Here is a 24,568-nt window from a genome sequence, read left to right as displayed (position 1 = left end):
GCCGTGGGTCTGTCAAACGAGCGGTTTAACTAGGGTAGTTGGGGCTACTGACGGGCTGCCGACAGGCGGCCGTCGAAGGTGATGTCGAAGGCGTTCAGCGCGGTCTTCCAGCGCATGGTCCAGCGGGCCTGGCCCTTGCCCGTGGGGTCGAGGGACGTGATCGCCATGTAGACGCACTTCAGGGCGGCCTGCTCGTTGGGGAAGTGTCCACGGGCCTTGACCGCCCGGCGGATCCGCGCGTTCACCGACTCGATCGCGTTGGTGGTGCAGACGATGCGGCGGATCTCCGTGTCGAACCGCAGGAAGGGGGTGAACTCTTCCCAGGCTCTCACAGCTTCACGATCGCCGGATACTTCCGGCCCCAGGCGTCGGCGAACTCGGCGAACCGCTCCAGGGCAGCCTCCTCGGTCGGCGCCGTGTAGACCGGCTTCAGAAGCTTGGCGATTTCAGAAGCTTGGCGATCTTGTCCCAGTCCTGGCGGGCGGCATAGCGGAAGGAGTTCCGCAGCAGATGCACCACGCAGGTCTGCACGACGGTCCGGGGCCAGACGGTCTCCACCGCCTCGGGCAGGCCCTTGAGCCCGTCGCAGACCAGCATGAGGACGTCGTTCACGCCGCGGTTCTTGATCTCGGTGAGGATGTGCAACCAGTGCTTGGCGCCCTCGCCGCCGTCGCCGGCCCGCAGGCCCAGGATCTCCCGCCGGCCCTCGGCAGTGACGGCCAGGGCCACATAGATCGGCCGGTTGGCGACCGCGCCGTCGCGGATCTTCACGTGGATGGCGTCGATGAAGACGACCGGATAGACGGTGTCGAGGGGCCTGCTCTGCCACTCGGTCATGCTCTCGAGCACCTTGTCGGTGATGGTGGAGATGGTCCGGCGGGAAACGTCAGCGCCGTAGACCTCGGCCAGGTGGGCCTGCACCTCGCCGGTGGTCAGGCCCTTCGCGGCCAGCGAGATCACCATCTCGTCGACCCCGGTCAGGCGCTTCTGCCGCTATTTGACGATCTTCGGCTCGAAGGAGCCGTCCCGGTCGCAGGGGCACGACGATCTCCACCGGCCCCACGTCGGTCAGCACGGTCTTGGAGCGTGTGCCGTTGCGCGAATTGCCCCCGTTCTTGCCCGCCGGATCGTGCCTTGCATAGCCGAGGTGGTCGGTGATCTCGCCCTCCAGGGCGGACTCCAGCAGCCGCGTGGTCAGCTGCTGCAACAGCCCGCCCTCACCGGTCAGCTACAGGCCCTCGGCCTGAACCCGGCTCACCAGTTCGTCGATCAGCTGGTCGTCCACGGCCTTCGCCGACACAGCCGCTGCCGAATCGACAGTCTCCTGCCCAGCCACGTTCTCACTGGTCATCGATGCATACTCCATGATCGGGAGTTACACCGAACGATTTACAGTCCCATCAGCAAGCTCACCAGCTACCTGCGGCCCAGCGTCCTGGTGGTCGACGAGGTGGGTTACCAGCCGCTGGAACGGGCCGAGGCGAACCTCGTCTTCCAGGTGATCTCCAAGCGTTACGAGAAGGGCTCGATCATCCTGACCTCGAACAAGACCTTCGGTGAGTGGGGCCAGGTCTTCGGCGACGAGGTCCTGGCCACCGCGATCCTCGACCGCCTCCTGCACCACTGCGAAGTCGTCTCGATCAACGGCAACAGCTACCGGCTCAAGAACCGCCTCCAGGCCATCGAACGGGACACCGACGTGGCTTAATCAGTGGTGCACATAACTTCGTACTCGGTGGTGCACTCGGACGAGTACCTGGACACAGGGGGCTGCGAGATGACCTGTGTCAATCCGAGTGCTGCGCCCAAGATGCGATCACCCATGCGGTGACTAGCGTGGGGTGCATGAGGGGTTGGCACGGAGGCGCATACGCGATCCGGCAGATTCCCTCCCAGCACGCGGCCGTCGCAGCGCGGTCCGCGAGGCTCGGCCTGCGGGCATGTGGAGCCGCGACAGATGTTCCACGCGTACATGGCGAAGCGAAAGCCGTGACAGGCCGCGGTCAATGCACGCGCCTGACAGCGTGCGCCTCGATCAAGGAATTGGAAGTGTATCGATCATGCGAGCACGACGCCTGAAGCACCTGGTCGCCGTTTCGGCGGCAGGCGTTCTCGTGGCCGGCGGTGCCGCGATCGGCGCGGCCGGGACCGCGGTCGCATCCGCTCCGGCTCACGCTCCCCAGGTCTCCGTCGGGTACCACAGCGACCACGGTGGCGGTGGTGACCATGGTGGCGGTGGTGACCACGGTGGCGGTGGTGACCACGGTGGCGGCGACTACGGCGGTGGCGACCACGGTGGTGGTGACCACGGCGGTGGCGACTACGGAGACTGATTCGGCCCCACATTGACAGAGCGCGGCCTGCGGTAGAAGGAGCCGCAGGTCGCCCTGCCAGCCGGGCCTACGCCCGCAATCTGCAGGAAGTGACCGCCCGCCGCAAGACCGCGACGTCGTCGCGTGCGACGGGCGGCGCCCTACGCGCAGTCTCTGAGCGCGGGCGGACGGCCCGCGGAGTTTTCCGGAAATCCAAGCACCCTAAGGGGCGCATCATGCGCGCGCAAAGCACCCGGATCAAGAGAGTGGCCATCGTGATTTGCTCGGTACCGATCCTGGCCATCACGGCCGGGGCCGGAGCCGCCCACGCAGCTACCACCACCCCCACCGCTGCACCCCAGAGCGTTGTCTCCTACCACCACGGCGGCGGAGGCGGGGGAGACGGCGGCTGGGGGTGGGGCGACGACGGCTGGGGCTACGGGGGCTGGGGGTACGGCGGTGGCTGGGGCCACGGGGGCTGGGGAGATGACGGCGGCTGGGGCTGGGGCGGCGGTTACTGGGACTGAGTTCCAGCAGTGAGCCACATCCTCTGACGAGAACAAGCGATCATCCCAGGAGGGAGACAGCACGATGGCCGTGTCAGACACCCTCGCTACCCTCGCCGAGCGGGCCAAGGCTGCCGAAGATCACGTGTCCCAGGCCGCAACCAAGAACCGCGAGCAGTTGCAAGCCGAGGTCGACAGGGCCCGCGAAGACGCCCAGGCACAAGCCGCCGAACTCCAAGAGTCGGCGCGCGACGCCGAAGCGAAGATCTCGCAGTGGTGGGCCGAGATGCAGCAGAACTGGCGCAACCACACGGCCAAGGTGAGCAGCGACATCGAGACCCGCAAGCGCGAACACAGCGCCGCTCGCGCTGCGCACGAGGCCGACAGGGCGGAGGCGGACGCGGCCGCCGCCGTCGAATTCGCGTTGGCCGTCATCCAGGAAACCGAGTATGCGGTCCTCGACGCGCGACTGGCTCGCATGGAGGCCGATGACAAGGCTCGATAAGACGTCATTCCAGTTGGCGTGATCTTGCGGCAGTCTGGGGTGATGACTGCTGCGCTTGTCGAGCGATGGCGCCGGAAGAGTTGTGGACGTTGTTCCAGCGGGTGGTGCCGCCGGCACCGGTTCGCCCGCAAGGGGGAGGGCATCGCCGGCGAGGGGACCGCGAGGTGCTGGCCGCGATCGTCTTCGTGGCCACGTCGGGCTGCACCTGGAATCCGCGTGTCCGCGTCGAGGGCGGCGGTCGCGGAGTGGTTTCGCAGGCCGGTGCGGTGCTGCTGGTCAAGACGGTCCGCAAGTCCGGTCTGGATACGGCGATATCGGCGGCACTTGAGCCGTGGCGGAAGGCCCGGGCGGTGCACGATCCGGGCAAGATCTTGCTGGATGTCGCGCTCGCCGTAGCGCTTGGCGGGGACTGCCTGGCCGATGCGGGCATGCTGCGGGCGGAGCCGGCCGTGTTCGGGCCGGTGGCCTCCGATCCGACAGTCTCTCGCCTGATCGGCCGACTGGCCGCAGGAGGGAAGCGGGTTCTGGCCGCGCTCCGCATGGCCCGGGCCGAAGTTCGTGAACACGTCTGGAATTTGGCCGGTGATGCGGCGCCGGACGCGGGCGGCCAGGTGATCGTGGACATCGACGGCGTCCTCGTCCTGGCGCACTCCGAGAAGCAGGACGCCGCCGCGACCTGGAAGAAGACGTTCGGGCACCACCCGCTGATGGGGTTCGTCGACCATGGCCGGGGCGGGTCCGGTGAGCCGGTCGTGGGTCTGCGGCGGCCTGGCAATGCGGGTTCCAACACCGCCGCCGACCACATTGAGGCCACCAAGCTGGCCCTGGCCCTGGCCCAGCTGCCCAAGCGGTTGCGGCGCGGCCGGCAGACCTTGATCCGTACCGATTCCGGCGGCGGCACCACGAGTTCGTCGCCTGGCTCGCCCGGCGTGGGAGGTGGCTGTCGTACTCGGTCGGGATGACCATCACCGACGCCATCCACCAGGCCGTATTGAAGGTGCCGGCCTCGGCCTGGACGCCGGCCGTGGAACCCGACAGCGACATACGCGACGGCGCCTGGGTGGCCGAACTCGCCGGTGGCTGCCTGACCGGCTGGCCGAAGGGGCTGGACCAGCGGGCGCTGTCCGGCCTCGCGTCGCCACGCCAGCGCGTACCGGCTGGGTCCCACGCCGCTGACCGGGCGGTGACGACCCAGCCCAGGCTGATCAGCTCGGGGCCTGAAACCCGCAGATCAGGGGTGCAGGGCGTCGTGTAGGGCGCGTACTTGGTCGGCCAGGCTGCGTTCGCTGATGCGGGCGGAGGGGAAGAGGATGTCGAAGCCGTGGACAGCGCCGGGTACTTGGACGAGTTCGGTGGTGACGCCGGCGGCGGACAGGCGTGCGGCGTAGTCGCGGCCCTCGTCGCGCAGTGGGTCGATCTCCGCCACGGCGATGTAGGTGGGCGGCAGTGCGCCAAGGTCCGTGGCGCGGATCGGGGAGGCGTAGGGGTGGGGGTGGGTGTCCTTGGCGTAGTACTGCCAGGCCAGTTCCATCGCACCCCGGTTGAGGACGGGGGTGTCGGTGAACTCGCGCACCGATGCGGAGATCAGGCTGCCGTCCACGCCCGGGTAGGTCAGCAGCTGGAAGAGGATGTGCGGGCCCGCCTGGTCGCGGGCGCGCAGCACGGTGGAGGCGGCGATGTTGCCGCCGGCGCTGCCACCGGCCACGGCGATGCGTGCCCGGTCGCCGCCGAGTTCGGCTGGGTTGGCGGCGATCCAGAGCAGGGCGGCGTAGGCGTCGTCGGCCGCGGCGGGGTAGGGGTGTTCGGGGGCGAGGCGGTAGTCGACGGATACGACGACGGCCCGGGCGTCGCGGGCGTAGCGCAGGGAGCGTCCCTCCTCGGCCTCGGGGGATCCGTAGGTGAAGGCGCCGCCGTGGATGTAGAGGATCACGGGCAGGACTTCGGTGGTGTCGGGCCGGTAGACGCGCAGCCGCAGGTCTCCTCCTGCGGGGCCGGGGATGTGCAGGTCCAGCACCGTGACCTGGTCGTCGGCGGGGGTGTCGGGGTAGGCGCGCAGGAGTGCGTAGCGCTGGGGGTCGGCGAGGACGGCGTCGAGGCCGTAGACGGGGAAGATACCGGTGTCGGCGGTCTCCAGCAGGGTCCGGATCTCGGGGTCGACTGCGGGGACGGGCATGGCTGGATGGCCACCTTCCGGGTGCGGACCGGGTCGTGCCCGGTGCTGGTGTGCGGAACTGACCTCAGTCTCTGCCGATCTCCAGCGGCGCAGAAGTGGCCCTGGGGCCACCATTTGCAACTATTGGGCCATGACCGTTGCGACACCTCATCATGTGGCCGTTCTCGCCCTCGCGCCGGTGGTGGCCTTCGACCTCAGCATCCCGGCCCAGATGCTGGCCGGGGTCGAGACCCGGGCGGGACAGGCGGCCTACGAGGTACGCACCCTGTCCCCGGACGGCTCGCCGGTGCCGACGGTGAACGGGTACGGCGTCACGCCCCAGGGCGACCTGTCCCTGCTGGAGCACGCCGACACGGTGATCGTCGCGGGGACCCGCTGCCCGGACGTGGTGGAGAAGGGAGCGGTGGACGCCGGTGTCGCGGAGGCGTTGCGTGCGGCCCGGCAGCGCGCCCGGCTGGTGTCCTTGTGCACCGGCTCGTTCGTCCTCGCGGCGGCCGGCCTGCTGGACGGCGGCCGGGCCGCGACCCACTGGCGTTATGCCCAGCAATTCAGGCGGCTCTTCCCCACGGTCGATCTCGACACCAACCCGTTGTACGTCGCCGATCGCGGGATTCTGACCTCGGCGGGCGGTGCGGCGGCCATCGATCTGTGCCTGCACCTGATCCGGGAGGATCATGGCAGTTCCGTGGCGAACCGCGTGGCCCGGTACAACGTCGTCGCGCCGATGCGGGAAGGCGGGCAGGCTCAGTACATCGAGCACCCGGTCCGCGAGGACGCGGGGATCTCGACAGCCGACGCACGGGCGCTGATGACGCAGCACCTCGACCGGCGGCTCTCCCTCAAGGACCTCGCGGCGCAGTGCCACATGAGCGTGCGGACGTTCACCCGGCGGTTCCGGCAGGAGACCGGGCTCTCCCCCGCCGCCTGGCTCACCTCCGCCCGCCTGAAGCACGCGCGCCACCTGCTGGAATCCACCGAACTGCCCGTGGACGACATCGCCACCAAAGCCGGCCTCGGCAGCGGGACAAACCTGCGCAAACACATGCGCAACGCTCTGAACACCACCCCCACCGCCTACCGCAGGGCGTTCCGCTCCCCCGCCACGCATACGCAGTAGGACCGTGCCTCGCCGGCCTCCATGCCTGCCACCTCGTGCGACACGTGCCGCCGCGCGGGTTGGCAAGAGACGGCGGATGCGACGCCTCCCATGCGGCGCCTCAGGAATGACCCCAGCGGTCTGCCCCGCCCGTGTCGCGTCCCTACTCTGAGAGCCGGCCGTGGGCCGGGCGGCCTGCGGCCCGGTGCAGGGCGAGCGCCGGCAGGGCGTCAGGGGCAGGGCCAAGCGGCAGGGATTGCAGAAGGACCTGCGGGCCCTCGCGGCCAACATCCGCGCCGATGCCGAGGGCCGGTACGACAGCGCGGAGCCTGGGTGGCGCTCCGGTGTCGAGTGGGCGCTGCTGTGGATCGAGAACACCGCCAGCCATCTGACCGAGGGCAGGCCGGGCGCCGGGGCCGGCGGCCGGGGTCAGGGCGTGTCGCCGGAGTAGTAGAAGCGGCACACCACACCCGGGCCTCTCGATGGGCGCGGGTCGTCGGGGCGCGGATCGTACAGCGCCCGGCCGCCGGGCCACCGCCCCAGCTCGGTCATCAGGGCCGCGCCGTCATCTACCTCCTCCGGCCACCAGACGGTGATGTCGAGCAGCAGTCCGTCCAGCGGACCGCCGACCAGCGCGGCGTACGTCTGGTGCGGCAGCGGGCCGGGGTGGGCGTCGTCGAGGTCACAGCCGTACACCCGGCCGCGCAGCAGCTGCTCGTCATCGGCGTTCATCCGGCCAGCCTCGCAGCCGCCACCGACAAGCACCCCGGCCTCCGAGGCCGCCGGCTACCGGCGGCGCCCGATGCCGAAGCGGCTGCGCGGCTTCACCGCCGGCACTTCGGCCGCCGCGCGTTCGGCTTCCTCCGCCCGGTCGGCGGCCTCCCTCGCGCACGGCCCGCACAGCCGGTCCCGCTCGCCAGGCCACGAGGACCGCATCGTCTCCTGCCAGCGGTCGTCGGTTAACACGACGCCGGTACCGGTTGGGACGGCACGACGACCCTGGTCGTCGGTGCCTATCCGGTGCGCGGCGAGATCAGTCGCAGGCTGCTGGACGCGCTGCCCGTCGTACTGCGCGTGGGATCCGGCGGCGGGCCCGACCCTGTGTGGGACCACCTCGCAGCCGAGGTCGCCGCCGACAGGCCGGGGCAGCAGGTCGTCCTCGACCGGCTGCTGGACTGGATGCTGGTGTGCGCGCTGCGCGAGTACTTCGACCGGCCCGACGGTACTCCGCCGGGCGCGACCCGGTGGTGGGCGGCGCGCTTCGCCTGCTGCACGAGGAACCGGCAGCGCCGGTTGCCTCGCTTGCTAGCCGGGCCGGGGTGTCGCGGGCCACGCTGGCGAAGCGGTTCACCGACCTGGTTGGCGAACCGCCGCTGACCTATCTCACCCGCTGGCGTATGACGCTCGCGGCGGACTCGCCCGCGCCGTGGGCTACTCCGACGCGTTCGCGTTCAGCGCGGCGTTCAAACGAACCCGCGGCATCAGCCCCAGCGCGTATCGGCGCACTGCGACGAGCCCACCCACGCAGCCGGCCGGCACACCCCGGCCCGGCATCGCATTCAGCAGCTCGGGGCCGTGCTGGTCACCGTGACGCTGAACGCGCTGAGGCGCAGGCCCTGGCCCTGCTCCTCAGCGCGTTTACCCTCCCGGGCGCAGGCGCGGCATGGCGGCGATCACGGCTGGGAGCCGGGGCGGCGGAGACTGCGGCCGCCGCGCCCGCCGACTCCCTTCGCGCGAACCGGCAACCTCGCCCGGTCTTTAACACGGCAGTGCCGTGTCAGGAGCCCGTGTCATTCTATTGACGGCTCGCCCGTCGTCCCACCGCCGACTCGGGTGGGCCAAACCGTACGTGCGTACCGACCGCGGTCGGGTGCAACTCGCTGACCAGGGGCGAGAGCACCTCCTGTCCGGCTGGCGCCTCGTGGCCCGAGGCCCGCTTCAGATTTGGTTGAGGCCGCCGTCGACGAAGAGTTCCGTACCGGTGATGAAGCTGCTCTGGTCGCTGGCAAGGAAGAGCGCCGCGGCGGCTGCCTCATCGGGGCGGCCCATGCGGCCCAGGGGCACCTGGCTCGCGAAGAAGCCCCACAGCTTGGTCGCCTCGTCCGCATCGGGGGCGAGGCCGGCGTTCCCGGGTGTCTCGATGGGGCCGGGGACGAGGGTGTTGACACGGATCTCTCGGTGCCTGAGCTCGTTGGCCCAGGTACGGGAGAACGAACGGATGGCGGCTTTGGACGCGGCGTAGACGCCGAACGCCTCGCCACCGGAGGTCGCGGCGGTGGAGCCGGTGAGGATCACCGAGGCACCGTCGTTCAGCAGCGGCAACGCCTTCTGGACAGTGAAGAGGGTGCCCCGCACATTGGTGTCGAAGGTGGTGTCGAAGTGCTGCTCGGTGACTTGCTCCAGGGTAGAGAACTCACCGCCGCCCGCGTTGGCGAACAGGACGTCCACCCGCCGCCCCTGGTCGGCGACGGCGGCCCAGAGCCGGTCGATGTCGGCCGGATCGGAGATGTCGCTGCGGACAGCGGTGGCGTTCGGGCCGATCTCGGCGAGTGCGGCGTCCAGTGCCTCCTGCCGTCGCCCGGTGATGAATACATGCGCGCCCTCGGCGGCGAAGCGCTTGGCGCTGGCCAGTCCGATGCCACTGTTGCCACCGGTTACCACGGCGGTCTTTCCGTCAAGCTGCCCCATGGTTAGAACTCCAGTTCTATAAAGAGGGTCGGGGCCGGCCCAGAATGACGGCGCCACCCGGCAGAGCCCTGCACAGGAGGGGCACCGGCAGCGTGCTGAGCCGGCCTCCAGGGTTTGCGCGAAGCGATTCGATGGTTACCGCGACGCCAGGACGTCCCGCAGGACCTCGGCCAACGTGACCCGGGCCAACTCAGCGCGAACGGCTTCCTCGACACGGGCGTATACCGGACGCATCGCGGGCTGGATACCGGAACCGACCGGACAGCCGAGGTTGGGGTCCGAGCGGTGCATGGCAAACAGCGGTGAGGGCTCGATCGCCTCGTAGACGTCCCGCAAGGTGATGTCCTCCAGCGGTCTGGCAAGTACCCATCCCGCGTCGGCTCCTCGTCGCGAGTGCACCAATCCAGCATCGCGCATCCGCCCGAGTAGCCGCCGGATCACGACGGGGTTGGTGTTGACGCTGCCCGCGACCCCTTCGGAGGTCGCCGTTCCGTCCCCGATCCTGCGGTGCAGTTCGATCCACGCCAGCGCGTGCGCCGCCACGGTGAGCTGGCTGTTGCCCGCCACGATGACCACCTCCCTGGACGTAACAGTAATTGTTACATCGGATGGGGTCAAGTGAGCGCCGACGACACTGGCAGAGCCCCGCCGGCACCGTCCGCGGTCTCATCGGCTCGCGCCCCGCCTGCGGAGTTTCGCCCCCCGATCAGCTCTCCGGCTCCGCTGGATCCCGCCGCGTCAACTGCGAAAACGCGAGAACCACCCGCCGTCCGGCCTCGGCTCGGGCACGGCCTGGCCCTGCTCCGGCCCCGCACCGTCAGCGACCGGGGGCAGGCACCCCCGCCTCCAGGCTCGTGCTGGTCAGTCAGGCAGACGACCGGCGTCGTCGGCCTGGCGCATGAGGTCTGCGCACGTCGGGGATGGCGTGGGTGATCGGTCTGCGAGCACGGTGAGGGATGGCGCAGTTCGCGGCTCAGCTGAAAGAGCATGCGGCTGAAGGAGCCGCCTTTATAGGCGTAGAGGCGGAAGAGGCTGACGGCCTGTTGGTCCCGGTCGTCGGTGAAGCGCTCCGGAAGGCCGGCGAGTAACTCGATGTCGCGCTTGCCGGTTACCGCCGAGGCGACGGCGCTGAGGGGCACCGCGTCGATTCCTGCCGCGGGTGAGGCGGCGTCGCTCAGGGCCGCGTGCGCGGCCAGGGCCGCGAAGGTCTCAAGCAGTCGCTCGCCGACCCCCGGGTCGATACCCCACGTCCGCAGATTGTCGTGGCGGCTGGCCTGCTGCCCCGGCTCCTGGTCGATCAGGGGCAGCACGACACGACCGGGATGGGCGCAGCGCCGCCACACCGCGTCAGGGGACGAAGACATGCTCGGATCCTTTCCCGGGGAACCTGCGGGAGGGCCCGCAGCCGGAGCGAGCGCTGCAGGCCCTCCAACTTCCCACTACGTGCAGGAGACGAACAAGACGGGGCTCTCCGCGTCGCCGCTTCCCACTTGACCGCCGGAACTCACAAGGGTGCCGATCGTCATGGTGCGCCAGCCCACGCTCGGGTCACCGGGGTGGTTCACGCAGGTTGCCGCCGCCGTCGAGGACCGCAGCGGTAACGCGCACTGGGACTGGCGGGACGTCGCCGCCGTCATCCACATGCGCGAGAAGTCGCCGAGGTCGCCCCGCCCGCCTACCGCGGCCGGCTCGACCTCTGTAGAACACCAGGTCGGACTCGCTGTTGCAGGCCGCCGGGGCGCCGACGCACGTCTTGATGCCGCCGGTACCGGTCATCCGAGAGCCGCTGTGGTTGGGCCTCAGCGCGTTGAACGTGCAGGACATATCCCCTCAGCACCGTGCGGCCAGGAGTCTCAGGATGGCGCTGCGCCCGCGGTCCGGGACCGTCCACAGCGTCTGCCCCCGCACTCCCCACCGCCGCAGCAGGGCGTTGGCCGCGAGGAAGCCGCTCGTCGCCGCCCGCTCCATGAGCGCCACGGGCAGGCCGGTACGGACCTGGTCGCCGGCCAGGACCAGCCGGGGGTGGGGGGTGCGGACGGTGGGGCGGTCGCGGTAGCCGCCCACCGGGAACAGGGGGCAGTCCTCATGCCATTCGTGGCGGCTGTCGAGGACCGTGGCCGTGCGAGTCTCCGGGTAGACGCGGTGGAGCTGGCCGAGGAGGCGCTTCTGCTCGACGTCCCGGGCGGCTCCGGCCGGTACGGCGTAGGCGTGCAGTTCGACGACCGATCCCCCGGTGCGCGCGCTCCAGCGGGCGGCCTGGTCCTCGTAGCGTTCCAGCACGCTGATGTTGTCGAGGCCGCCGAAGCCACTGGTGCCGAGGAAGCCGGGCCGGTCGGGCGCGACGGGCCGGTCCAGCCACAGCCGGGTCACCAGGAAGGGCGGGGCCGTGCGCAGCCGTCCGATCCGTTCGCGCCAGGCCGCGTCGCCCAGTTGCCCGCAGCGTTCGACCAGCGTGCGCAGGCCCGCGCTGTCCAGGGCGAGGACGACTCCGTCGTAGGGACGTTCGTCCCGCTCGGAGGCGACCACCAGAGCCCCGCCCCGGGCGGTTGCGACGTGCTCGACAGAGGTGCCGATGCGCACGTCCGCGTGGTGCCGGGTCAGGTAGCCGGCGAGCGGATCCCACAGGGCGGCCGGGAAGGGGGCGCGGGGCACGTCGAACAGCAGCCCTTCGGCGGAGCCGAGGAAGTAGATGTGGAACATCAGCGCCATCTCGGCCGCCGACAGTTCCCTCGGGTCGGCGAAGAAGCTGCGGGAGAACACCTCGAAGGCCAGGTGGCGGGCGCTCTCGGGGAAGCGTACGGCGTCCAGGAGGGCCTGGGCGCTGGTGCCGTCCAGCCGGTCGTACACCTCGGGCACCCGCACGTCCAGCAGGGGCAGGGCCGCCATGGGGTTCATAGCGCGCAGGTCCGGGAGCCGGAAGGAGGGGCTGAGCGCCACGAAGCCGAGCGCGCTGAGCGGCGGGGTGCGCGGGACGTGCCGGAAACTGTCGTGGAGGCCGCCGGCGTGGCGCAGCGGGTAGTCCGGGAGGCCGGTGAGCCGCTGAAGGCCGGGGTCGGTCCGGCGCAGCAGCCCGCGCAGGTTGTAGTACTGGCGGAAGAAGGCGTGGAAGCCGCGGCTCATGGTCACCGGGGTACCGTCGCTCAGCTGGGTGGGCCAGCCGCCGACCCGACCGCCGAGGTAGGGCCGCTTCTCGTACAGGGTGACGGCCACACCGCGCTCGGCGAGGGCGGTGGCGGCGGCCAGGCCGGCGATGCCCCCGCCAATCACCGCCACCGACGGCGGGTTTCCCGCGACCCGGGCGGCACCGGGCGGGGCGGGCAGCATCCGGGCCCGGCGGTCGCGCCCCCGGCGCGCTGGGCCCTGGCGTGCCGCCCTCATGCGTTCTCCCTCCGCTCGTGCGGCCTGTGGGTGACCTGGTCGTGGGCCGGGTGGGTGACCGCGGTGCGGGCGGTGCCCGTCCGCCGCTCCGGCCGGGGCAGGGCGCGGGTCCGGTGCGTGCCGTCGTGGAAGCGGGAGGCGTGGTCGTCAGCGGCGGCGAGGTGCTCGTCGCGCGGCGGGTTCATGCGGTCTCCGTCGGGGGGAGGTGCCCGGTGGCGGGAGCCGTGGGCAGATCGAAGGGGCGGCGGGGCAGGCGGGGCAGCTCCAGGGCGGATCGCAGCATCGGCCCGACCGGCGTGCGCAGGCCGATGGACAGGTCCTCGTGCGGGCGGGTGTCTCCGTCGAGGAAGCGCAGCAGTCGTGCCATGGGCACGCGGGCGAAGAGGCGGCTGAACAGTTCCGGGCCGTCCACACGTCCACTGTCCAGGGCGCGCAGCAGGACGGCGTCCATGAGGCGCGAGCGCAGCGGGTGGGCGGCGGGGGGCGCCGGGTGACGTCCGCGGCGCAGGGCGTCTGCGACGGCCCTGGTCTGGCGTTGCAGCCCGGCGAAGGTGTAGCCGGTGGCGGGGCGGGTCGCTCCGCCGGCGGCGCCGATGCGGAAGACGGAGGCGCCGGTCTGCCGCGGGACCGGCGCGTCGGTCATCGTGATGACGCCGGTCTCGCGGGCCAGTACCTGGCGTTCGCCGAGCCGCAGGACGTCGTCCACGTAGTGGCGGACGGCCGCCTCGTATCCGTCCGGGGTGAGGGGGTGCGCGGAGAACTCGGTGTACTCCACGAGGGCCTCGCAGGGGCTGGTGGGCAGGACGTAGCCGAAGGACAGGCCGTGGGCGGGCTGGGGGGTGCGGAAGTCCATCAGCTCGACGGCGGCCGGGTCGAAGACGGGCCGGGCGGTGCGTACGAACCAGCCGTGGAAGTGCTGGAGCAGGGTGGTGCGGGCGGCCGGGAGGCTGCCGGGAGGGCGTGAGTCGAACACCCAGCGGGCGCTCAGCACCCGTGTTCGGCCGTGCGCGTCCCTCAGCCGGACGTGCGCCCCGCCGGGTACGTCCTCGACCGCCTCGACGGTCGCTTCGAGGCGCCGCACGGTGGGGCTGCGGGCCAGGTCGTGGGAGACGAGGCGTTCGAAGTCGTCGGAGCGGATCATGCGGTACCGCAGCGGGCCGGTGTTCCCTTCGACCGGAGCGCCGGTGCGCGGGCGCACCCTCAGCCGCTGCCATTCGGCCCGCACCGCCGCGTCGAACCGTCCGGGTTCCGCCGTCCAGTAGCACCAGGTCCGCGGTGGTGGACGCAGCGGGCCCGGCGGCGCGTCCACCAGGACCACGGACGGCGTCCGCAGGCCGGGAACGCTCTCGGCGAGCCGGTGGGCCAGCGACAGCCCGGCCGCGCCCGCGCCCACGACGACCACGTTCGCCTCCGGCACGGCGTCTCCTTTCGTCGGTGTTCTCCGATCCGGTCCGGACGCCGGTCGCGGCGGCGGCTGCCCGGGACGGTGACGGGCCGCCGTGGACAGGATGCCCGTGTGGCCCCGGGGTGGTCTTCCGGACGGCGTACCCGGACGGATGCAGGGCACCCCCCGGCGGCCTGCGGACGAGCGCCGGACACCGCACGGTGGAGGGGGCGGACGCCGAGGGCGCCGCGCATCCGTTCACGCCGCCGGGACCGAAGCAGTCCGTACGACAAACGACGGAACCGTACGACAGACGACGAACTCCGTACGTCAAATCGACGGACACGGACACGACGGAAGGAACCGGGATGCGTCCCACCCACGCGAAGGACCACCCTGTGGCCTCGCCGCCGCGGCCGGTCGCGGCAACGGTGGCCCAGCTCCCGCGCGGCCCGGTGGCCGGCGACGGCGCGGGGCAGGGAAAGGCCGAGGCGTGCTCCACGGCGGGCGGCCCGTTTCCGGCCGGTCCCGCCGAGGTGCGGCTGATCGACGCCGACGTGCCGGGCGCCGTCGGCCGGGTGCTCGACGAGGCACTGGCGGAGCGCCTGCGCCGCGCGCGGACGGCGGATCCACTGTTCGCACGGGACGTGGCCGAACGGATGACGCGGTTCACCCTTGAGGGTGGAAAGCGCACCCGCGCACAGTTGGCGTGGTGGGCCTCGCGGGCCTGCGCCGGCCGGGACGCGGCCGTCGCGGCCGCGGCCCTGCAAATCGGCGCCGCCCTGGAACTGCTCCAGACGTGCGCGCTCGTCCACGACGATGTGATGGACCGGGCCACGCTGCGACGGGGACGGCCCACGCTGCACACGGAGCTGGCCTCGGGCCACGAGGACCGGGTGGGCCCCGAGCGGGCCCGGCGGTTCGGGCAGTCGGCAGCGGTTCTCGCCGGGGACCTGGCTCTGGCCTGGGCCGACGATCTGGTGGCGGAGACGCCGCTGGCAGTGTGGAAGGCCGTGGTGGTGCGCCGGCTGTGGAGCGACATGCGCACGGAGATGGTGGCGGGCCAGTACCTGGACCTGCACGGTCAGGCCACAGCGGCACGGAGCCTGGCCCGCGCGCTGCGCGCCGCCTGCCTGAAGAGCGCCCTGTACTCGGTCGAGCGGCCCCTGGCCCTGGGGGCGGCCGTGGCCGGCGCGGACGATGTGACGCTGCGCCGGCTGTGCGACGCCGGACGCTGTGCCGGGATGGCGTTCCAGCTCCGCGACGACCTGGACGACGTCTTCGGGGATCCGCTGGAGACGGGCAAGGCGAGCGGCGGCGACATCCGGGAGGGCAAGTCGACCTATCTGGTCGCGGTCGCCCGCGCCCGGGCCGAGGCCGCCGGCGACGGCACCGCCCTCGCCGTGCTGGACCGGTGGCTCGGTGACACGGCCCTCACCGAGCGCGGACTGGACGAGGTGCGGGAGGTGCTCGTGGCGACGGGCGCGCGCGCCACCGTGGAGACCAAGCTGGACCGGCTCGCCGCGCAGGGGCTGCGGCACTTCGACGGCGCCCTGCTCGACCCGGAAGGCGCGGCGCCGTTGCGGGCTCTGCTGCTCGCAGCGGCCGGGGTGCTCCCCGGCCTAGAAGCCGCCTCGCGGGGCCGGTACGCGCCCCTTCCCCGGGACGGCGCGGAGAGCGGCCTGTGACCCGCACCATGCCCGGGCCCACGGACCACGTCGTGGTCGTCGGCGCGGGACTCGCCGGACTGTCGGCGGCGTTGCACCTGCTGGGCGCCGGCCGCCGGGTCACCGTCGTCGAGCGCGAGGAACTGCCCGGCGGCCGGGCCGGACGCCTGGACGTGGCCGGGTACCGGATCGACACGGGGCCCACCGTGCTGACGATGCCCGACCTCGCCGACGAGGCGTTCGCCGCCGTCGGGGACAGCCTGTACGAGCGGGTCGAGCTGATCCCCCTGCACCCGGCCTACCGGGCGTGCTTCGCGGACGGCAGCAGTCTCGACGTGCACACCGGCGCGGACGCGATGGCCGCGGAGGTGGAGCGGTTCGCCGGGGCGGCCGAGGCGGCGGGCTACCGGCGGCTGCGCGACTGGCTGGAGCGGCTGTACCGGGCGCAGATGCGCCGTTTCATCGACGCCAACTTCGACTCGCCGCTGGGCCTGCTCACCACCGATCTCGCCCGGCTGGCCGCCCTCGGCGGCTTCGGCCGCCTGGACGCGCGGATCGGCCGGTTCCTGAACGACGAGCGGCTGCGCCGGGTGTTCTCCTTCCAGGCCCTGTACGCGGGTGTGCCGCCGGCTCGGGCGCTGGCGGCCTACGCGGTCATCGCCTACATGGACACCGTCGCGGGCGTGTACTTCCCCCGGGGCGGCATGCATGCCCTGCCGCGGGCGATGGCGGACGCCGCGGCGGCGGCCGGGGCCGATCTGCGGTTCGGGCAGCGGGTGACCCGCCTGGAGCGGTCCGGGGAGCGCGTCACGGCCGTCGTCACCGACGGGGGGCGCGTTCCGTGCGACGCCGTCGTGCTCACCCCCGACCTGCCCGTCACCTACCGGTTGCTCGGCCGCGAGCCGCGTCGGCCGCTGAGACTGCGCCATTCGCCCTCCGCGGTCGTCCTGCACGTCGGCACGGACCGCACCTGGCCCCGCCTCGCGCACCACACGATCTCGTTCGGCGCGGCGTGGCACGCCACGTTCGACGAACTGACCCGCGGCGGACGGCTCATGAGCGACCCCTCGCTGCTCGTGACCCGCCCCACCGCCACCGATCCGGGGCTCGCGCCGCCGGGCCACCACCTGCACTACATCCTCGCCCCCTGCCCCAACACCGACATCGGCCCGGACGCGGCTGCCTGGTCCGACCTCGGCCCGCGCTACCGGGACGCGCTGCTGCGGGAACTGGAGCGGCGCGGTCTGGAGGGCCTCACGGCCGCCGTCGAGGAGGAGTGCCTGGTCACCCCGGCCGACTGGCACGCCCAGGGGCACGCCGCCGGTACACCCTTCTCCGCGGCCCATACCTTCGCGCAGACCGGGCCGTTCCGGCCGCGCAACCTGGTGCGCGGCACCGAGAACGCGGTACTGGCCGGCTGCGGCACCACGCCCGGCGTGGGCGTGCCGACCGTGCTGCTGTCGGGGAAGCTGGCCGCGGCCCGCGTCACGGGAGCGCCCGCACGCGGGAACCCCCGCTCGCGCCCCTCGCGCCCCGCCGCGAGCGCCGCCCTGCCCGGCCGGACCGGTGACCGGGCCCCCGCCGGCCCCCCGGTCCCGTCCGCGTCCCGCCCCGGCGGACCGGGGCAGGCGGCCGGACCACGAGCGCGCGACACACCCCCCGGCCCGCCCCCCGCCGCACAGGAGCCACCGCTCCCCCCGCCGCATGACCCGGCCCCCGCGGCACGGCTCAGGACACCGCAAGACCCCCCGGCCTCCCTAAACAGCGAAGGCAGGACAGGATGAGCGATCGAGAGCTGGAGGCGGCGGGGATCACCGATCCGGCGCTGCGCGCGGCCTACCGGCACTGCCGCGCCCTCAACGCGCGGCACGGCAGGACGTACTTCCTCGCCACCCGGCTGCTGCCCGTCGAACGCAGGCCCGCCGTGCACGCCCTGTACGGCTTCGCCCGCTGGGCCGACGACATCGTCGACTCGCTCGCGCCCGGCACCGGGGCCGACGCGCGGGCGCGGGCGCTGGCCGGGCTCCAGGAGGAACTGGAGGAAGGGCTGCGGCGGGGCGGCGGCGGGGAGCCCGTGGTGCACGCCCTCGCCGACACCGCCCGCCGCTACGCCATCGACCACGCCCACTTCCGGGACTTCATGACGGCGATGCGTTCCGACCTGACCGTGACGGCCTACCCCACCTACGCGGACCTGCGCGCGTACATGCACGGCTCGGCCGCGGTGATCGGGCTCCAGATGCTGCCGGTGCTGGGCACGGTGGCGCCACGGGAGGAGGCCGAACCGTACGCAGCGGCGCTCGGCGTCGCCTTCCAGCTGAGCAACTTCCTGCGGGACGTCGGTGAGGACCTGGACCGCGGGCGCGTCTACCTGCCCGCCGATCTGCTCGCCGGACACGGCGTCGACCGGGAGCTGCTGGTCCTGAGCCGCGCGACCGGCCGCCCGGACCGCCGGATCACCGCCGCGCTCAGGGAGTTCGCGGAGCTGACCCGCGGGGTGTACCGGGCGGCGATGCCCGGTGTCGAACTGCTCGAACCGGTGTCCCGGCCCTGCATCCGCACCGCGGCAGTCCTGTACGGCGGCATCCTGGACGCCGTCGCCCGCGACGGCTGGGCCGTGCTGCACCGGCGGTCGGTGGTGCCGCGACGGCGCAGAGCGGTCGTCGCCGTCGACGGGCTGGTCCGATTGGCGGCGGCCCGGCTGCGCGAGCGCTTCGGTGCCGGACACCAGGGGCCGGCGCCGGTCCGTGCCGTGTCCACGGCCGTTCTCCCGCCGGCGGCGGCGCCGGCCGTCCGCTCCGCCGAGGAGGTCGCGTGAACCGCCGTCGTCTTCCGTTGTCGCTTCGCCGCCACGCAGTGCCGTGGGAGGGCCAGCGCCCCACCTGGCGCGAGGCGCGGCCCGGCGTGATCGCCGGGGCACTGAAGCGGGCGCAGGCCCGTCCGTCCGGGAACTGGTTCGTGGTCGGCGCCTCCCGCGCCCTGCGGGGGGACGGCAAGCTGGCGCGGACGGTGGCGGGGCAGGAGGTGGTGGTGTGGCGGGGGCCCGGCGGGCGCCTCGTCGGCGGACCGGGTGTCTGCCCGCACCTGGGGGCGCCGCTGCGGGACAGTCCGGTGCGGTGCGGCACACTGGTGTGCCACTGGCACGGACTGGCGCTGGACGGCGGCCCGTACGCGGGCTGGGCGCCGCTGCCGGTGCACGACGACGGCGTGCTGGTCTGGGTGCGCCTGGACGAGGTGGGCGGCGAGGACCCCCTGGACGCACCCGTCGTACCACGGCGTCCCGGGCGTCCGGGCGCCCTGGACGCCGTCTACACGGCAGTGGGTGTCTGCGAGCCCGAGGACGTGGTGGCCAACCGGCTCGATCCCTGGCACGGGGCCTGGTTCCACCCGTACTCGTTCGTCGACCTGACGGTGATCGACGCGCCCGGGGACCGGACCGGTGCGGCGGGCGACGGGCCGGACGCGCTGACCGTCGACGTGTCCTTCAGGGTGGCGGGCCGGCTGGTGGTGCCGGTCCGCGCCGTGTTCACCGCCCCCGAGCCCCGCACGGTCGTCATGCACATCACCGAGGGCGAGGGCGCGGGTTCCATCGTGGAGACCCATGCCACCCCGCTCGGCGCGGACGCGGCCGGCCGGCCCCGGACCGCCGTGATCGAGGCAGTGGTCGCCGCCTCGCACCGTCCGGGTTTCACCGCCGCCCGCCGGGCCGCGCCCCTGCTGCGTCCACTGATGCGGGCCGCGGCCGGGCGTCTGTGGCGGGACGACCTGGCCTACGCCGAGCGGCGCTGGCTGCTGCGGTCCACCGGCCGGTTCCCGGGCTGAGCGGCGCCCGGCGCCCGTGGCTCGCGCGGCCGTCCAACCACCCGCGGCCACCGGACACCCTGGGCCCGTCGGCGGAGGAGCGGGGTGAGGTCGTACGCCCGGCCGGGCCCGTCGCGCGCCGAGGGGCCATGCCGCGCTCGCCGCGAGCCTCGCGGTGAATCTGTCGCCATCCGGGGGACCGTCGTTCCGTTCCGCCTTCGCCGAACAGATCCACGCGTCCCGGCTTCCCGGCAGATCCATGCGTCCCGGCCTCCGGTCCGGGGAACCTCACCCGCGCGTCCCGCCGTCACGGTGCGGCGGGCGGGGAGGGGCGGCCGGCGGCCGTACGTGGCCGGGCGCGTCCGGCGCTTCCAGGTCGTGGCCGAAGCCTGCCGCGCGCTCCTCGCGGGCGAGACCGTCACCCTCGACGGCCCCGAGGTGCGCGCCCGCCAGGCCCGGCTGACCGGTCCGCGCCCGGTCCGGGGCGATGTGCCCTTCACCTTCGGGAGCGGCAACACCACGCTGCTGCGCTGGGCGGGGGCGCACGCGGACGTCGTGGCCCTGAGCGGGCTGGGCCGCACCCTGCCCGACGGCCACATGTACGAGCCGCGCTGGAACGCCGCGGACATCGACCGCCAGATCGACCTGATCGAGCAGGGCGCCGCCGGCCGGTCCACCGCCCCGGCACGCGAAGCCCTGGTCCAGATGGTGGAGGTCACCGACGACGCCGAGGCCGCGGCCCACCGCATGGCCGGGCAGCTGAACTGCTCTCCGGCCGATGTGCTCGCCTCGCCCTACGCATGGGTGGGCACGGCACGGGAGATCGCGGCCGCGCTGGACGAGCACCGACGCCGTTGGGGGATCACCCGCTACGTCGTCCGCGAGCCGCACCTGGACGCGGTGGACCGCCTGCGCGCCTGCTTCCCCTCCCCCTCGTAGAACTGGGCCGCTACAGCTGGATCTCGATCTGTTCGATGTCGGTGAATTCCACGCCCAGGCCGTGGGCGCGGGTGTCGTTGGCGCGGAAGTACATCTGGGCGAGGCCGTCGGCGGCGATCTGCTGGAGCTGGTGTTCGGTGGCGCCCTGCTCGCGGGCGGTGAACAGCCGGGCGGCGAACTCGGGCGGCAGGGCCTGGATGATGTCGCGGATACGGGCGTCGTCGGTGGTGCCCGGCGCCGCGGTGAACCCGAACCGGGCGCGGGTGGAGACGACCAGGCCGTCGGTGGTGGCCGCCCTCCTGCGGGCCCTGGCGCGTACCTGGGGCTGCCAGCGCTTGTGGACCTCACGCTCTATGCGGTCGCGCAGCTCGCGGCGGGGTCGTTTGAGCTGGCCGGCCACGTACCGTTCCACGGTGCGCTGGGAGATCCTCAGAAGCCGGGCGACGGCTCTGGTGCCCTTGAGCTGCTTGACGAGGTACTTCATCTGCGCCTGGGCGCTCTGCGGGGGGCGGCGGGTGAATGCCGACTCCAGCGCGCGGTCCAGGCCGTCTCCGATCGAGTCCACCATGGGTTACTCGCCTTCCCCGGCGGTCGGGTCGGTCTTGACGAGGTTGGCGATGTTGAAGACGCCGCCGTGCTCCTCGAATTGCTGCTCTGCCCACAGCACGGTCCGGGTGCCCTGGTGCTTGACCATGCCGGGTGAGACGCCGAGCCGGAACGAGCCCGGCGCGGGCTTGCCTTCGGCCGTGTGCGGCAGGAAGTCCAGCGGGGAGGGGCCGGGTGAGGGGTAGACGAGGGCGTCGGTGCCGATCGCGACGGGATAGACGCCGGCCGCGGCGGCGGTCTTCATCATCTTGCGGTGCATGCTGATGCGGACGCCGGCCAGGACGGCCGCCCGAATGTCGGGACGCCAGGTGGGGCGTTCCAGGGCGGGCCACGGCTCGTAGTACGGCACCTGGCCGCGGTTGCGCTGCCGCAGTTTGCCGATCCCGCCCTTCGCCGTGGCCTTGATGGCCTTCAGGACGAGGAGCAGGGCCGGGTCGGCGTCCCTGGAGCGGGCCATGGCGTCCAGGAACTCGCTTCCGCCCATGCCGGTGGTCACGCCGAGGTCCGCCATCGTCGTGACGTAGGCGTCGCGCAGCCGCTTGTACCAGGGGTCAAGGTAGCGCCCGGTCCGGGTGCGCACGTACGCCTCGATCGGGGCGACGTCGAAACCCAGTTCCTGTGCGTAGGCGACGGTCGGGGTGGCGTACCAGGCCGGACCGTCGGGGCGGTCGCCGGTCGGTGTGAACGGCGAGGGGAGCCGGTCGGCGTCGACAGAGCGGCCGTTGACCTGGACGCGGGAGAGGTCGACGTGGGAGAGGTCGACCAGCCACGAGCCGGGCAGCGCCGGGTCGAACCGGGGGTTGCCGGTCAGGTGGGTGGGGCCGTTCAGGCCGACGGTGAGGCCGTTCGCGGCGGCGGCGAAGGCCATGTTGACGTCGATGGCGACCAGGTACGGCCGCATGCACTCGTCGTCGGTCAGCTGTCGGCACCAGTTGTAGGGCTCCTCCATCAGCATCTCGGCCGGGGTGCGCTGGTGGTGCCGGGCGTACCTTCCCCTCAACTTCGGGTGCTCGTCGGGGATTTCGCACTCCACCACGTCGTAGAGCCGGGTGAGTGCGTCGTCGTTCGGCGCCGGTTTGAACTCTCCGGTGGCCTCGTCCCGCTCCGCGCGGGTGGGGGGGCGCAGCGCCGTCATCAGCTCCAGGCCGGTGACCGCCGTAGTACCGCGCGGCGTCATCACCCGGTCCGCGTACGTGCCGAGGAAGCGGGCCAGTTCCGCGGCGTGCATGGTGGGCAACCGGGGATCGTTCTTGTTGTCCCACTCGTCGATGGGCAGCGCGCCCCAGGCCGGGATGCACAGCTGCACGCAGCGGCGCCGGGAGCCCTCCGGCTCGCGGAAGACGCGCGCCCACGCGCCGAAACCGCGCCGGGTGAGCTGCTGCCCTGCCCTGGCGATCTGCTTGATCACTTTGTGGTCGGCCGGCAGCCGTCCGGCGCGCCGGTCCTCAGGCGACAGTTCGGCGGGCAGGCCGTAGCGCTCCAGCGCGGCGGAGGTGAGGACGAGGACCGGGTCGGCGTCCTTGCCGTGCCAGTGCAGCCGGGCCTGACCGAGCTTGGCCTCGGTCAGCGTCCAGTCGACCAGCGCGGGCAGGGTCTTGGCGGGCACGTCCAGGACCAGGCCGCCGACGCAGTACGCGGCGACCTGGCCCTCGTCGTCGACGTCGACCACGGCCAGCGGGCCGTTCTCGAACCGGCCGTCGGCGGCTGCCGTGGTGGCGGGCCCCTTCGCCGTCCCCTTCGCCGCCTTCTGCACGCCGGGGCGCTGGGAGGAGGTGGCCGGCCTCGCGGCGGGCGCCGGTCGTACGGCCGAGGTCGGGGCCGTCTTCACGGGCGCCGGAGCGGGAACGGGCGCCGGGGCGGGCACCGGGAGGGGAACGGACGCCGGGGCGGGGAACGACTCCGGCTCCGGGGCGGGCGCCTCGTCGGGGGTCGGGAAGCGCTCGGCCAGCTTCTCCAGCAGGCGGGCGTAGGCGGCGCGTTGTGGCGGGCGGGGTTCGTTCCTGCCGGATTCCCAGCTCGCGACCGTTTCCCGGCGGGTCTTCAGTGCGGACGCCACCTGGGCCTGGCTGAGCCCGGCGGCCTCTCGCAGGCGCTTGCGCTCGGCGGGGCTCGGGAGCGCGTCCTGAGCGACTTGCTCAAGCAGCGCATCCACCGCGCTGAACAGTTGGTCCTCAGTGGCCACAGGGCTCACCTCCACGAGACACCCTATCCAAAGCGCTCATTGAATCGGACGAAGTGTCGCCTGTGGATCGCACATGGAGGTGCGGGAGGTGGGAGTGAGTGATTACGGCGTAATCACTCAGGGCGGAGGAGAGCGAGTGGGCGGGAGCCGGCGTCGGGTGATTACGGCGTAATCACCCGAGCACTCCCCCAGCCGGCATCAGGATCCTGAGTTGGCGTCAGACGAAGAAGGCGTTCATACCGGGAACGTCGGACAGGTAGGTCTCGATTTCGGCGATCTTGCCGTCCCGCAGGCGGCAGACGGTGGACAGGTACTCGTCGAGGATCGCATCCGGGCGCTGGGCGGTGTTGTGCAGCGACAGGGCCATGTTCTCGCGGCTGACCAGGATGTGCAGCAGCTCGAAGGACAGCCCGTACGAGGCGATCTTCTGAGCGCGCTCGACCACGGCGTCCGCGCCGACGGCGGTGCCGCTGATGGTGTTGTCGCCTGGCAGGGTCCATGTGGCGTCGTCGTGGAGCAGAGACCGGATGGCCGACCAGCCGGCGGAGGTGAGGGCGGCGTGGAAGCGCCGGCCGAGGTCGTGGGCGGTGGTGGTCATGGCGGTCCCCTTCAGAGTGCGAGCGATAGCCCGGCTCAGCGCAGCCAGCAACCCACCGCCAAGCGTCCCGGTGGCCGCAGCGCCCGCGTCCAGGCGGCCGTCCACCAAGCCGTCATCGACCTGGCCGGTGAACGCGCCGTGACCCAGCTGACGATCCCCGCAGTGGCCGAACGCGCCGGGGTCAACGCCACCACCATCTACCGGCGCTGGGGCACGCTGCAGGCCCTGCTCGCCGAGGTGGCCGCCCTGCGCGGGTCCGCCGCCCCGCCTTCCTCCAGCGGCGACCTCCGCACAGACCTGGAGGCCTACGCGATCCGGACACTGGCCGATCTGACCCGGCCCGGCGGGATCGCGTTCTTCCTGGCAGAGGTCTCCCCCGACATCGACGAGCGCCGCAGCGGCCTGCGGGAATGTCTGCGGCGCGCCACGGCCGGCCTCGACACGATCCTCGAAGCCTCCCGCGATCGGGGCGAGACACCTCCCCCACTGGAGCGGCTGCTCGATCAGATCGTCGCCCCCCTCTACTTCCGCACCGTCTTCTCCGTGCCCGACACCGACGAGACCTACGCCCGTGCCCTGGTGGCCGACCTGTTCAGCGGGACCTGGAAGTCGGCCGTCACATCGCACTGAGCCCCGCCAGACGTCTCTGGCAGAGGCAGGACGGTGAAGACGGGCGCCGAGAGCCGGCGCCGGGTGATTACGGCGTAATCACCCGACCGGTGAGAGCGCCGGG

The 24,568-nt window shown here is 72.5% G+C and carries 23 protein-coding genes and 5 pseudogenes; 14 read left to right on the top strand and 14 right to left on the bottom strand.

What is annotated here, in order from left to right; genetic code table 11:
- Positions 1-44: 44 nt before the first annotated feature.
- A pseudogene (locus tag HEP81_RS39880) lies at positions 45-1,351 on the bottom strand (IS256 family transposase).
- A 51-nt stretch (positions 1,352-1,402) separates the two neighbouring features.
- Here HEP81_RS39880 and HEP81_RS39875 point away from each other — a divergent pair.
- Positions 1,403-1,708: pseudogene (locus HEP81_RS39875) on the top strand (ATP-binding protein); the annotation flags it as partial.
- A gap of 295 nt (positions 1,709-2,003) precedes the next feature.
- Here the strand turns inward: HEP81_RS39875 and HEP81_RS39870 are convergent.
- Positions 2,004-2,309, bottom strand: a complete 306-nt coding sequence (locus tag HEP81_RS39870; RefSeq protein WP_037664699.1) for a hypothetical protein — start codon at positions 2,307-2,309, stop codon at positions 2,004-2,006.
- Between the two features lie 239 nt (positions 2,310-2,548).
- On the opposite strand from HEP81_RS39870, the gene HEP81_RS39865 reads away from it, so the two are divergent.
- The 4 genes and pseudogenes from HEP81_RS39865 to HEP81_RS39850 form a co-directional block, all read left to right on the top strand.
- Positions 2,549-2,839, top strand: coding sequence for a hypothetical protein (locus tag HEP81_RS39865; protein ID WP_182790337.1), 291 nt, complete (start codon positions 2,549-2,551; stop codon positions 2,837-2,839).
- Positions 2,840-2,903: 64 nt separating this feature from the next.
- Positions 2,904-3,323, top strand: coding sequence for a hypothetical protein (locus HEP81_RS39860; RefSeq protein WP_037659274.1), 420 nt, complete (start codon positions 2,904-2,906; stop codon positions 3,321-3,323).
- A 42-nt stretch (positions 3,324-3,365) separates the two neighbouring features.
- Positions 3,366-3,535: pseudogene (locus tag HEP81_RS39855) on the top strand (transposase); the annotation flags it as partial.
- A pseudogene (locus HEP81_RS39850) lies at positions 3,509-4,431 on the top strand (IS1380 family transposase); the annotation flags it as partial. The pseudogenes HEP81_RS39855 and HEP81_RS39850, both read left to right, overlap by 27 nt.
- A gap of 123 nt (positions 4,432-4,554) precedes the next feature.
- Here the strand turns inward: HEP81_RS39850 and HEP81_RS39845 are convergent.
- Positions 4,555-5,496 (bottom strand): alpha/beta hydrolase, encoded by a 942-nt coding sequence (locus HEP81_RS39845; protein ID WP_037659270.1) that lies wholly within the window; start codon positions 5,494-5,496, stop codon positions 4,555-4,557.
- 130 nt (positions 5,497-5,626) lie between these two features.
- Here HEP81_RS39845 and HEP81_RS39840 point away from each other — a divergent pair, with 130 nt between their 5' ends.
- Both HEP81_RS39840 and HEP81_RS39835 read left to right on the top strand, forming a co-directional pair.
- A complete protein-coding gene (locus HEP81_RS39840; protein WP_011113197.1) occupies positions 5,627-6,613 on the top strand; it encodes a GlxA family transcriptional regulator in 987 nt (328 codons plus the stop codon).
- A gap of 160 nt (positions 6,614-6,773) precedes the next feature.
- The gene (locus tag HEP81_RS39835; RefSeq protein ID WP_037659269.1) at positions 6,774-7,043 is read left to right on the top strand and encodes a hypothetical protein; all 270 of its coding nucleotides are present in this window, start codon (positions 6,774-6,776) and stop codon (positions 7,041-7,043) included.
- Here the strand turns inward: HEP81_RS39835 and HEP81_RS39830 are convergent.
- A complete protein-coding gene (locus HEP81_RS39830; protein ID WP_037659268.1) occupies positions 7,022-7,324 on the bottom strand; it encodes a hypothetical protein in 303 nt (100 codons plus the stop codon). The genes HEP81_RS39835 and HEP81_RS39830 overlap by 22 nt on opposite strands.
- Positions 7,325-7,378: 54 nt before the next feature.
- A complete protein-coding gene (locus HEP81_RS39825) occupies positions 7,379-7,558 on the bottom strand; it encodes a hypothetical protein (RefSeq protein ID WP_037659266.1) in 180 nt (59 codons plus the stop codon).
- Positions 7,559-7,570: 12 nt separating this feature from the next.
- On the opposite strand from HEP81_RS39825, the pseudogene HEP81_RS39820 reads away from it, so the two are divergent.
- Positions 7,571-8,183: pseudogene (locus HEP81_RS39820) on the top strand (helix-turn-helix transcriptional regulator); the annotation flags it as partial.
- Positions 8,184-8,530: 347 nt separating this feature from the next.
- Here the strand turns inward: HEP81_RS39820 and HEP81_RS39815 are convergent.
- The 6 genes from HEP81_RS39815 to HEP81_RS39790 form a co-directional block, all read right to left on the bottom strand.
- The gene (locus tag HEP81_RS39815; RefSeq protein WP_037659263.1) at positions 8,531-9,280 is read right to left on the bottom strand and encodes a glucose 1-dehydrogenase; all 750 of its coding nucleotides are present in this window, start codon (positions 9,278-9,280) and stop codon (positions 8,531-8,533) included.
- Between the two features lie 135 nt (positions 9,281-9,415).
- Positions 9,416-9,847: an Rrf2 family transcriptional regulator gene (locus HEP81_RS39810; protein WP_011113194.1), complete on the bottom strand. Its 432-nt coding sequence runs from the start codon at positions 9,845-9,847 to the stop codon at positions 9,416-9,418.
- Between the two features lie 47 nt (positions 9,848-9,894).
- Positions 9,895-10,644: a hypothetical protein gene (locus HEP81_RS39805; RefSeq protein WP_157854509.1), complete on the bottom strand. Its 750-nt coding sequence runs from the start codon at positions 10,642-10,644 to the stop codon at positions 9,895-9,897.
- Between the two features lie 466 nt (positions 10,645-11,110).
- Positions 11,111-12,658, bottom strand: a complete 1,548-nt coding sequence (locus tag HEP81_RS39800) for an FAD-dependent oxidoreductase (protein ID WP_243279860.1) — start codon at positions 12,656-12,658, stop codon at positions 11,111-11,113.
- Positions 12,655-12,843, bottom strand: a complete 189-nt coding sequence (locus HEP81_RS39795) for a hypothetical protein (RefSeq protein WP_011113190.1) — start codon at positions 12,841-12,843, stop codon at positions 12,655-12,657. The genes HEP81_RS39800 and HEP81_RS39795 overlap by 4 nt, the downstream gene beginning before the upstream one ends.
- Complete coding sequence (locus HEP81_RS39790; RefSeq protein WP_011113189.1) at positions 12,840-14,075, bottom strand: lycopene cyclase family protein; 1,236 nt, start codon at positions 14,073-14,075, stop codon at positions 12,840-12,842. Before HEP81_RS39790 ends, HEP81_RS39795 begins: the two co-directional genes overlap by 4 nt.
- Positions 14,076-14,410: 335 nt before the next feature.
- Between HEP81_RS39790 and HEP81_RS39785 the strand changes: the two genes are divergently transcribed.
- The 5 genes from HEP81_RS39785 (at position 14,411) to HEP81_RS39765 (ending at position 20,449) form a co-directional block, all read left to right on the top strand.
- A complete protein-coding gene (locus HEP81_RS39785; protein ID WP_037659257.1) occupies positions 14,411-15,730 on the top strand; it encodes a polyprenyl synthetase family protein in 1,320 nt (439 codons plus the stop codon).
- Between the two features lie 8 nt (positions 15,731-15,738).
- On the top strand, positions 15,739-17,493 hold the full coding sequence (locus HEP81_RS39780) for a phytoene desaturase (RefSeq protein ID WP_220512524.1): 1,755 nt from the start codon (positions 15,739-15,741) through the stop codon (positions 17,491-17,493).
- The gene (locus tag HEP81_RS39775; RefSeq protein ID WP_011113186.1) at positions 17,490-18,527 is read left to right on the top strand and encodes a phytoene/squalene synthase family protein; all 1,038 of its coding nucleotides are present in this window, start codon (positions 17,490-17,492) and stop codon (positions 18,525-18,527) included. The genes HEP81_RS39780 and HEP81_RS39775 overlap by 4 nt, the downstream gene beginning before the upstream one ends.
- Positions 18,524-19,531 (top strand): Rieske (2Fe-2S) protein, encoded by a 1,008-nt coding sequence (locus tag HEP81_RS39770; RefSeq protein WP_037659254.1) that lies wholly within the window; start codon positions 18,524-18,526, stop codon positions 19,529-19,531. Before HEP81_RS39775 ends, HEP81_RS39770 begins: the two co-directional genes overlap by 4 nt.
- Positions 19,532-19,858: 327 nt before the next feature.
- Complete coding sequence (locus HEP81_RS39765) at positions 19,859-20,449, top strand: LLM class flavin-dependent oxidoreductase (protein WP_051850401.1); 591 nt, start codon at positions 19,859-19,861, stop codon at positions 20,447-20,449.
- A 10-nt stretch (positions 20,450-20,459) separates the two neighbouring features.
- Here the strand turns inward: HEP81_RS39765 and tpg are convergent, their stop codons facing one another.
- The 3 genes from tpg to HEP81_RS39750 form a co-directional block, all read right to left on the bottom strand.
- Positions 20,460-21,017, bottom strand: coding sequence for a telomere-protecting terminal protein Tpg (gene tpg / locus HEP81_RS39760; RefSeq protein WP_011113183.1), 558 nt, complete (start codon positions 21,015-21,017; stop codon positions 20,460-20,462).
- Between the two features lie 3 nt (positions 21,018-21,020).
- Complete coding sequence (tap, locus tag HEP81_RS39755) at positions 21,021-23,237, bottom strand: telomere-associated protein Tap (RefSeq protein ID WP_011113182.1); 2,217 nt, start codon at positions 23,235-23,237, stop codon at positions 21,021-21,023.
- A 217-nt stretch (positions 23,238-23,454) separates the two neighbouring features.
- Positions 23,455-23,835 (bottom strand): nuclear transport factor 2 family protein, encoded by a 381-nt coding sequence (locus HEP81_RS39750; RefSeq protein WP_011113181.1) that lies wholly within the window; start codon positions 23,833-23,835, stop codon positions 23,455-23,457.
- On the opposite strand from HEP81_RS39750, the gene HEP81_RS39745 reads away from it, so the two are divergent.
- On the top strand, positions 23,818-24,465 hold the full coding sequence (locus HEP81_RS39745) for a TetR/AcrR family transcriptional regulator (RefSeq protein WP_078967540.1): 648 nt from the start codon (positions 23,818-23,820) through the stop codon (positions 24,463-24,465). The two genes, HEP81_RS39750 and HEP81_RS39745, sit on opposite strands and share 18 nt — an antisense overlap.
- Positions 24,466-24,568: the final 103 nt, after the last annotated feature.

The sequence above is a fragment of the Streptomyces griseofuscus genome (assembly GCF_014673495.1).
GTDB lineage: Bacteria > Actinomycetota > Actinomycetes > Streptomycetales > Streptomycetaceae > Streptomyces > Streptomyces murinus.
The sequence above is the reverse complement of the archived record's forward strand: the minus strand, read 5'-3'. Positions and strand labels throughout refer to the sequence as shown.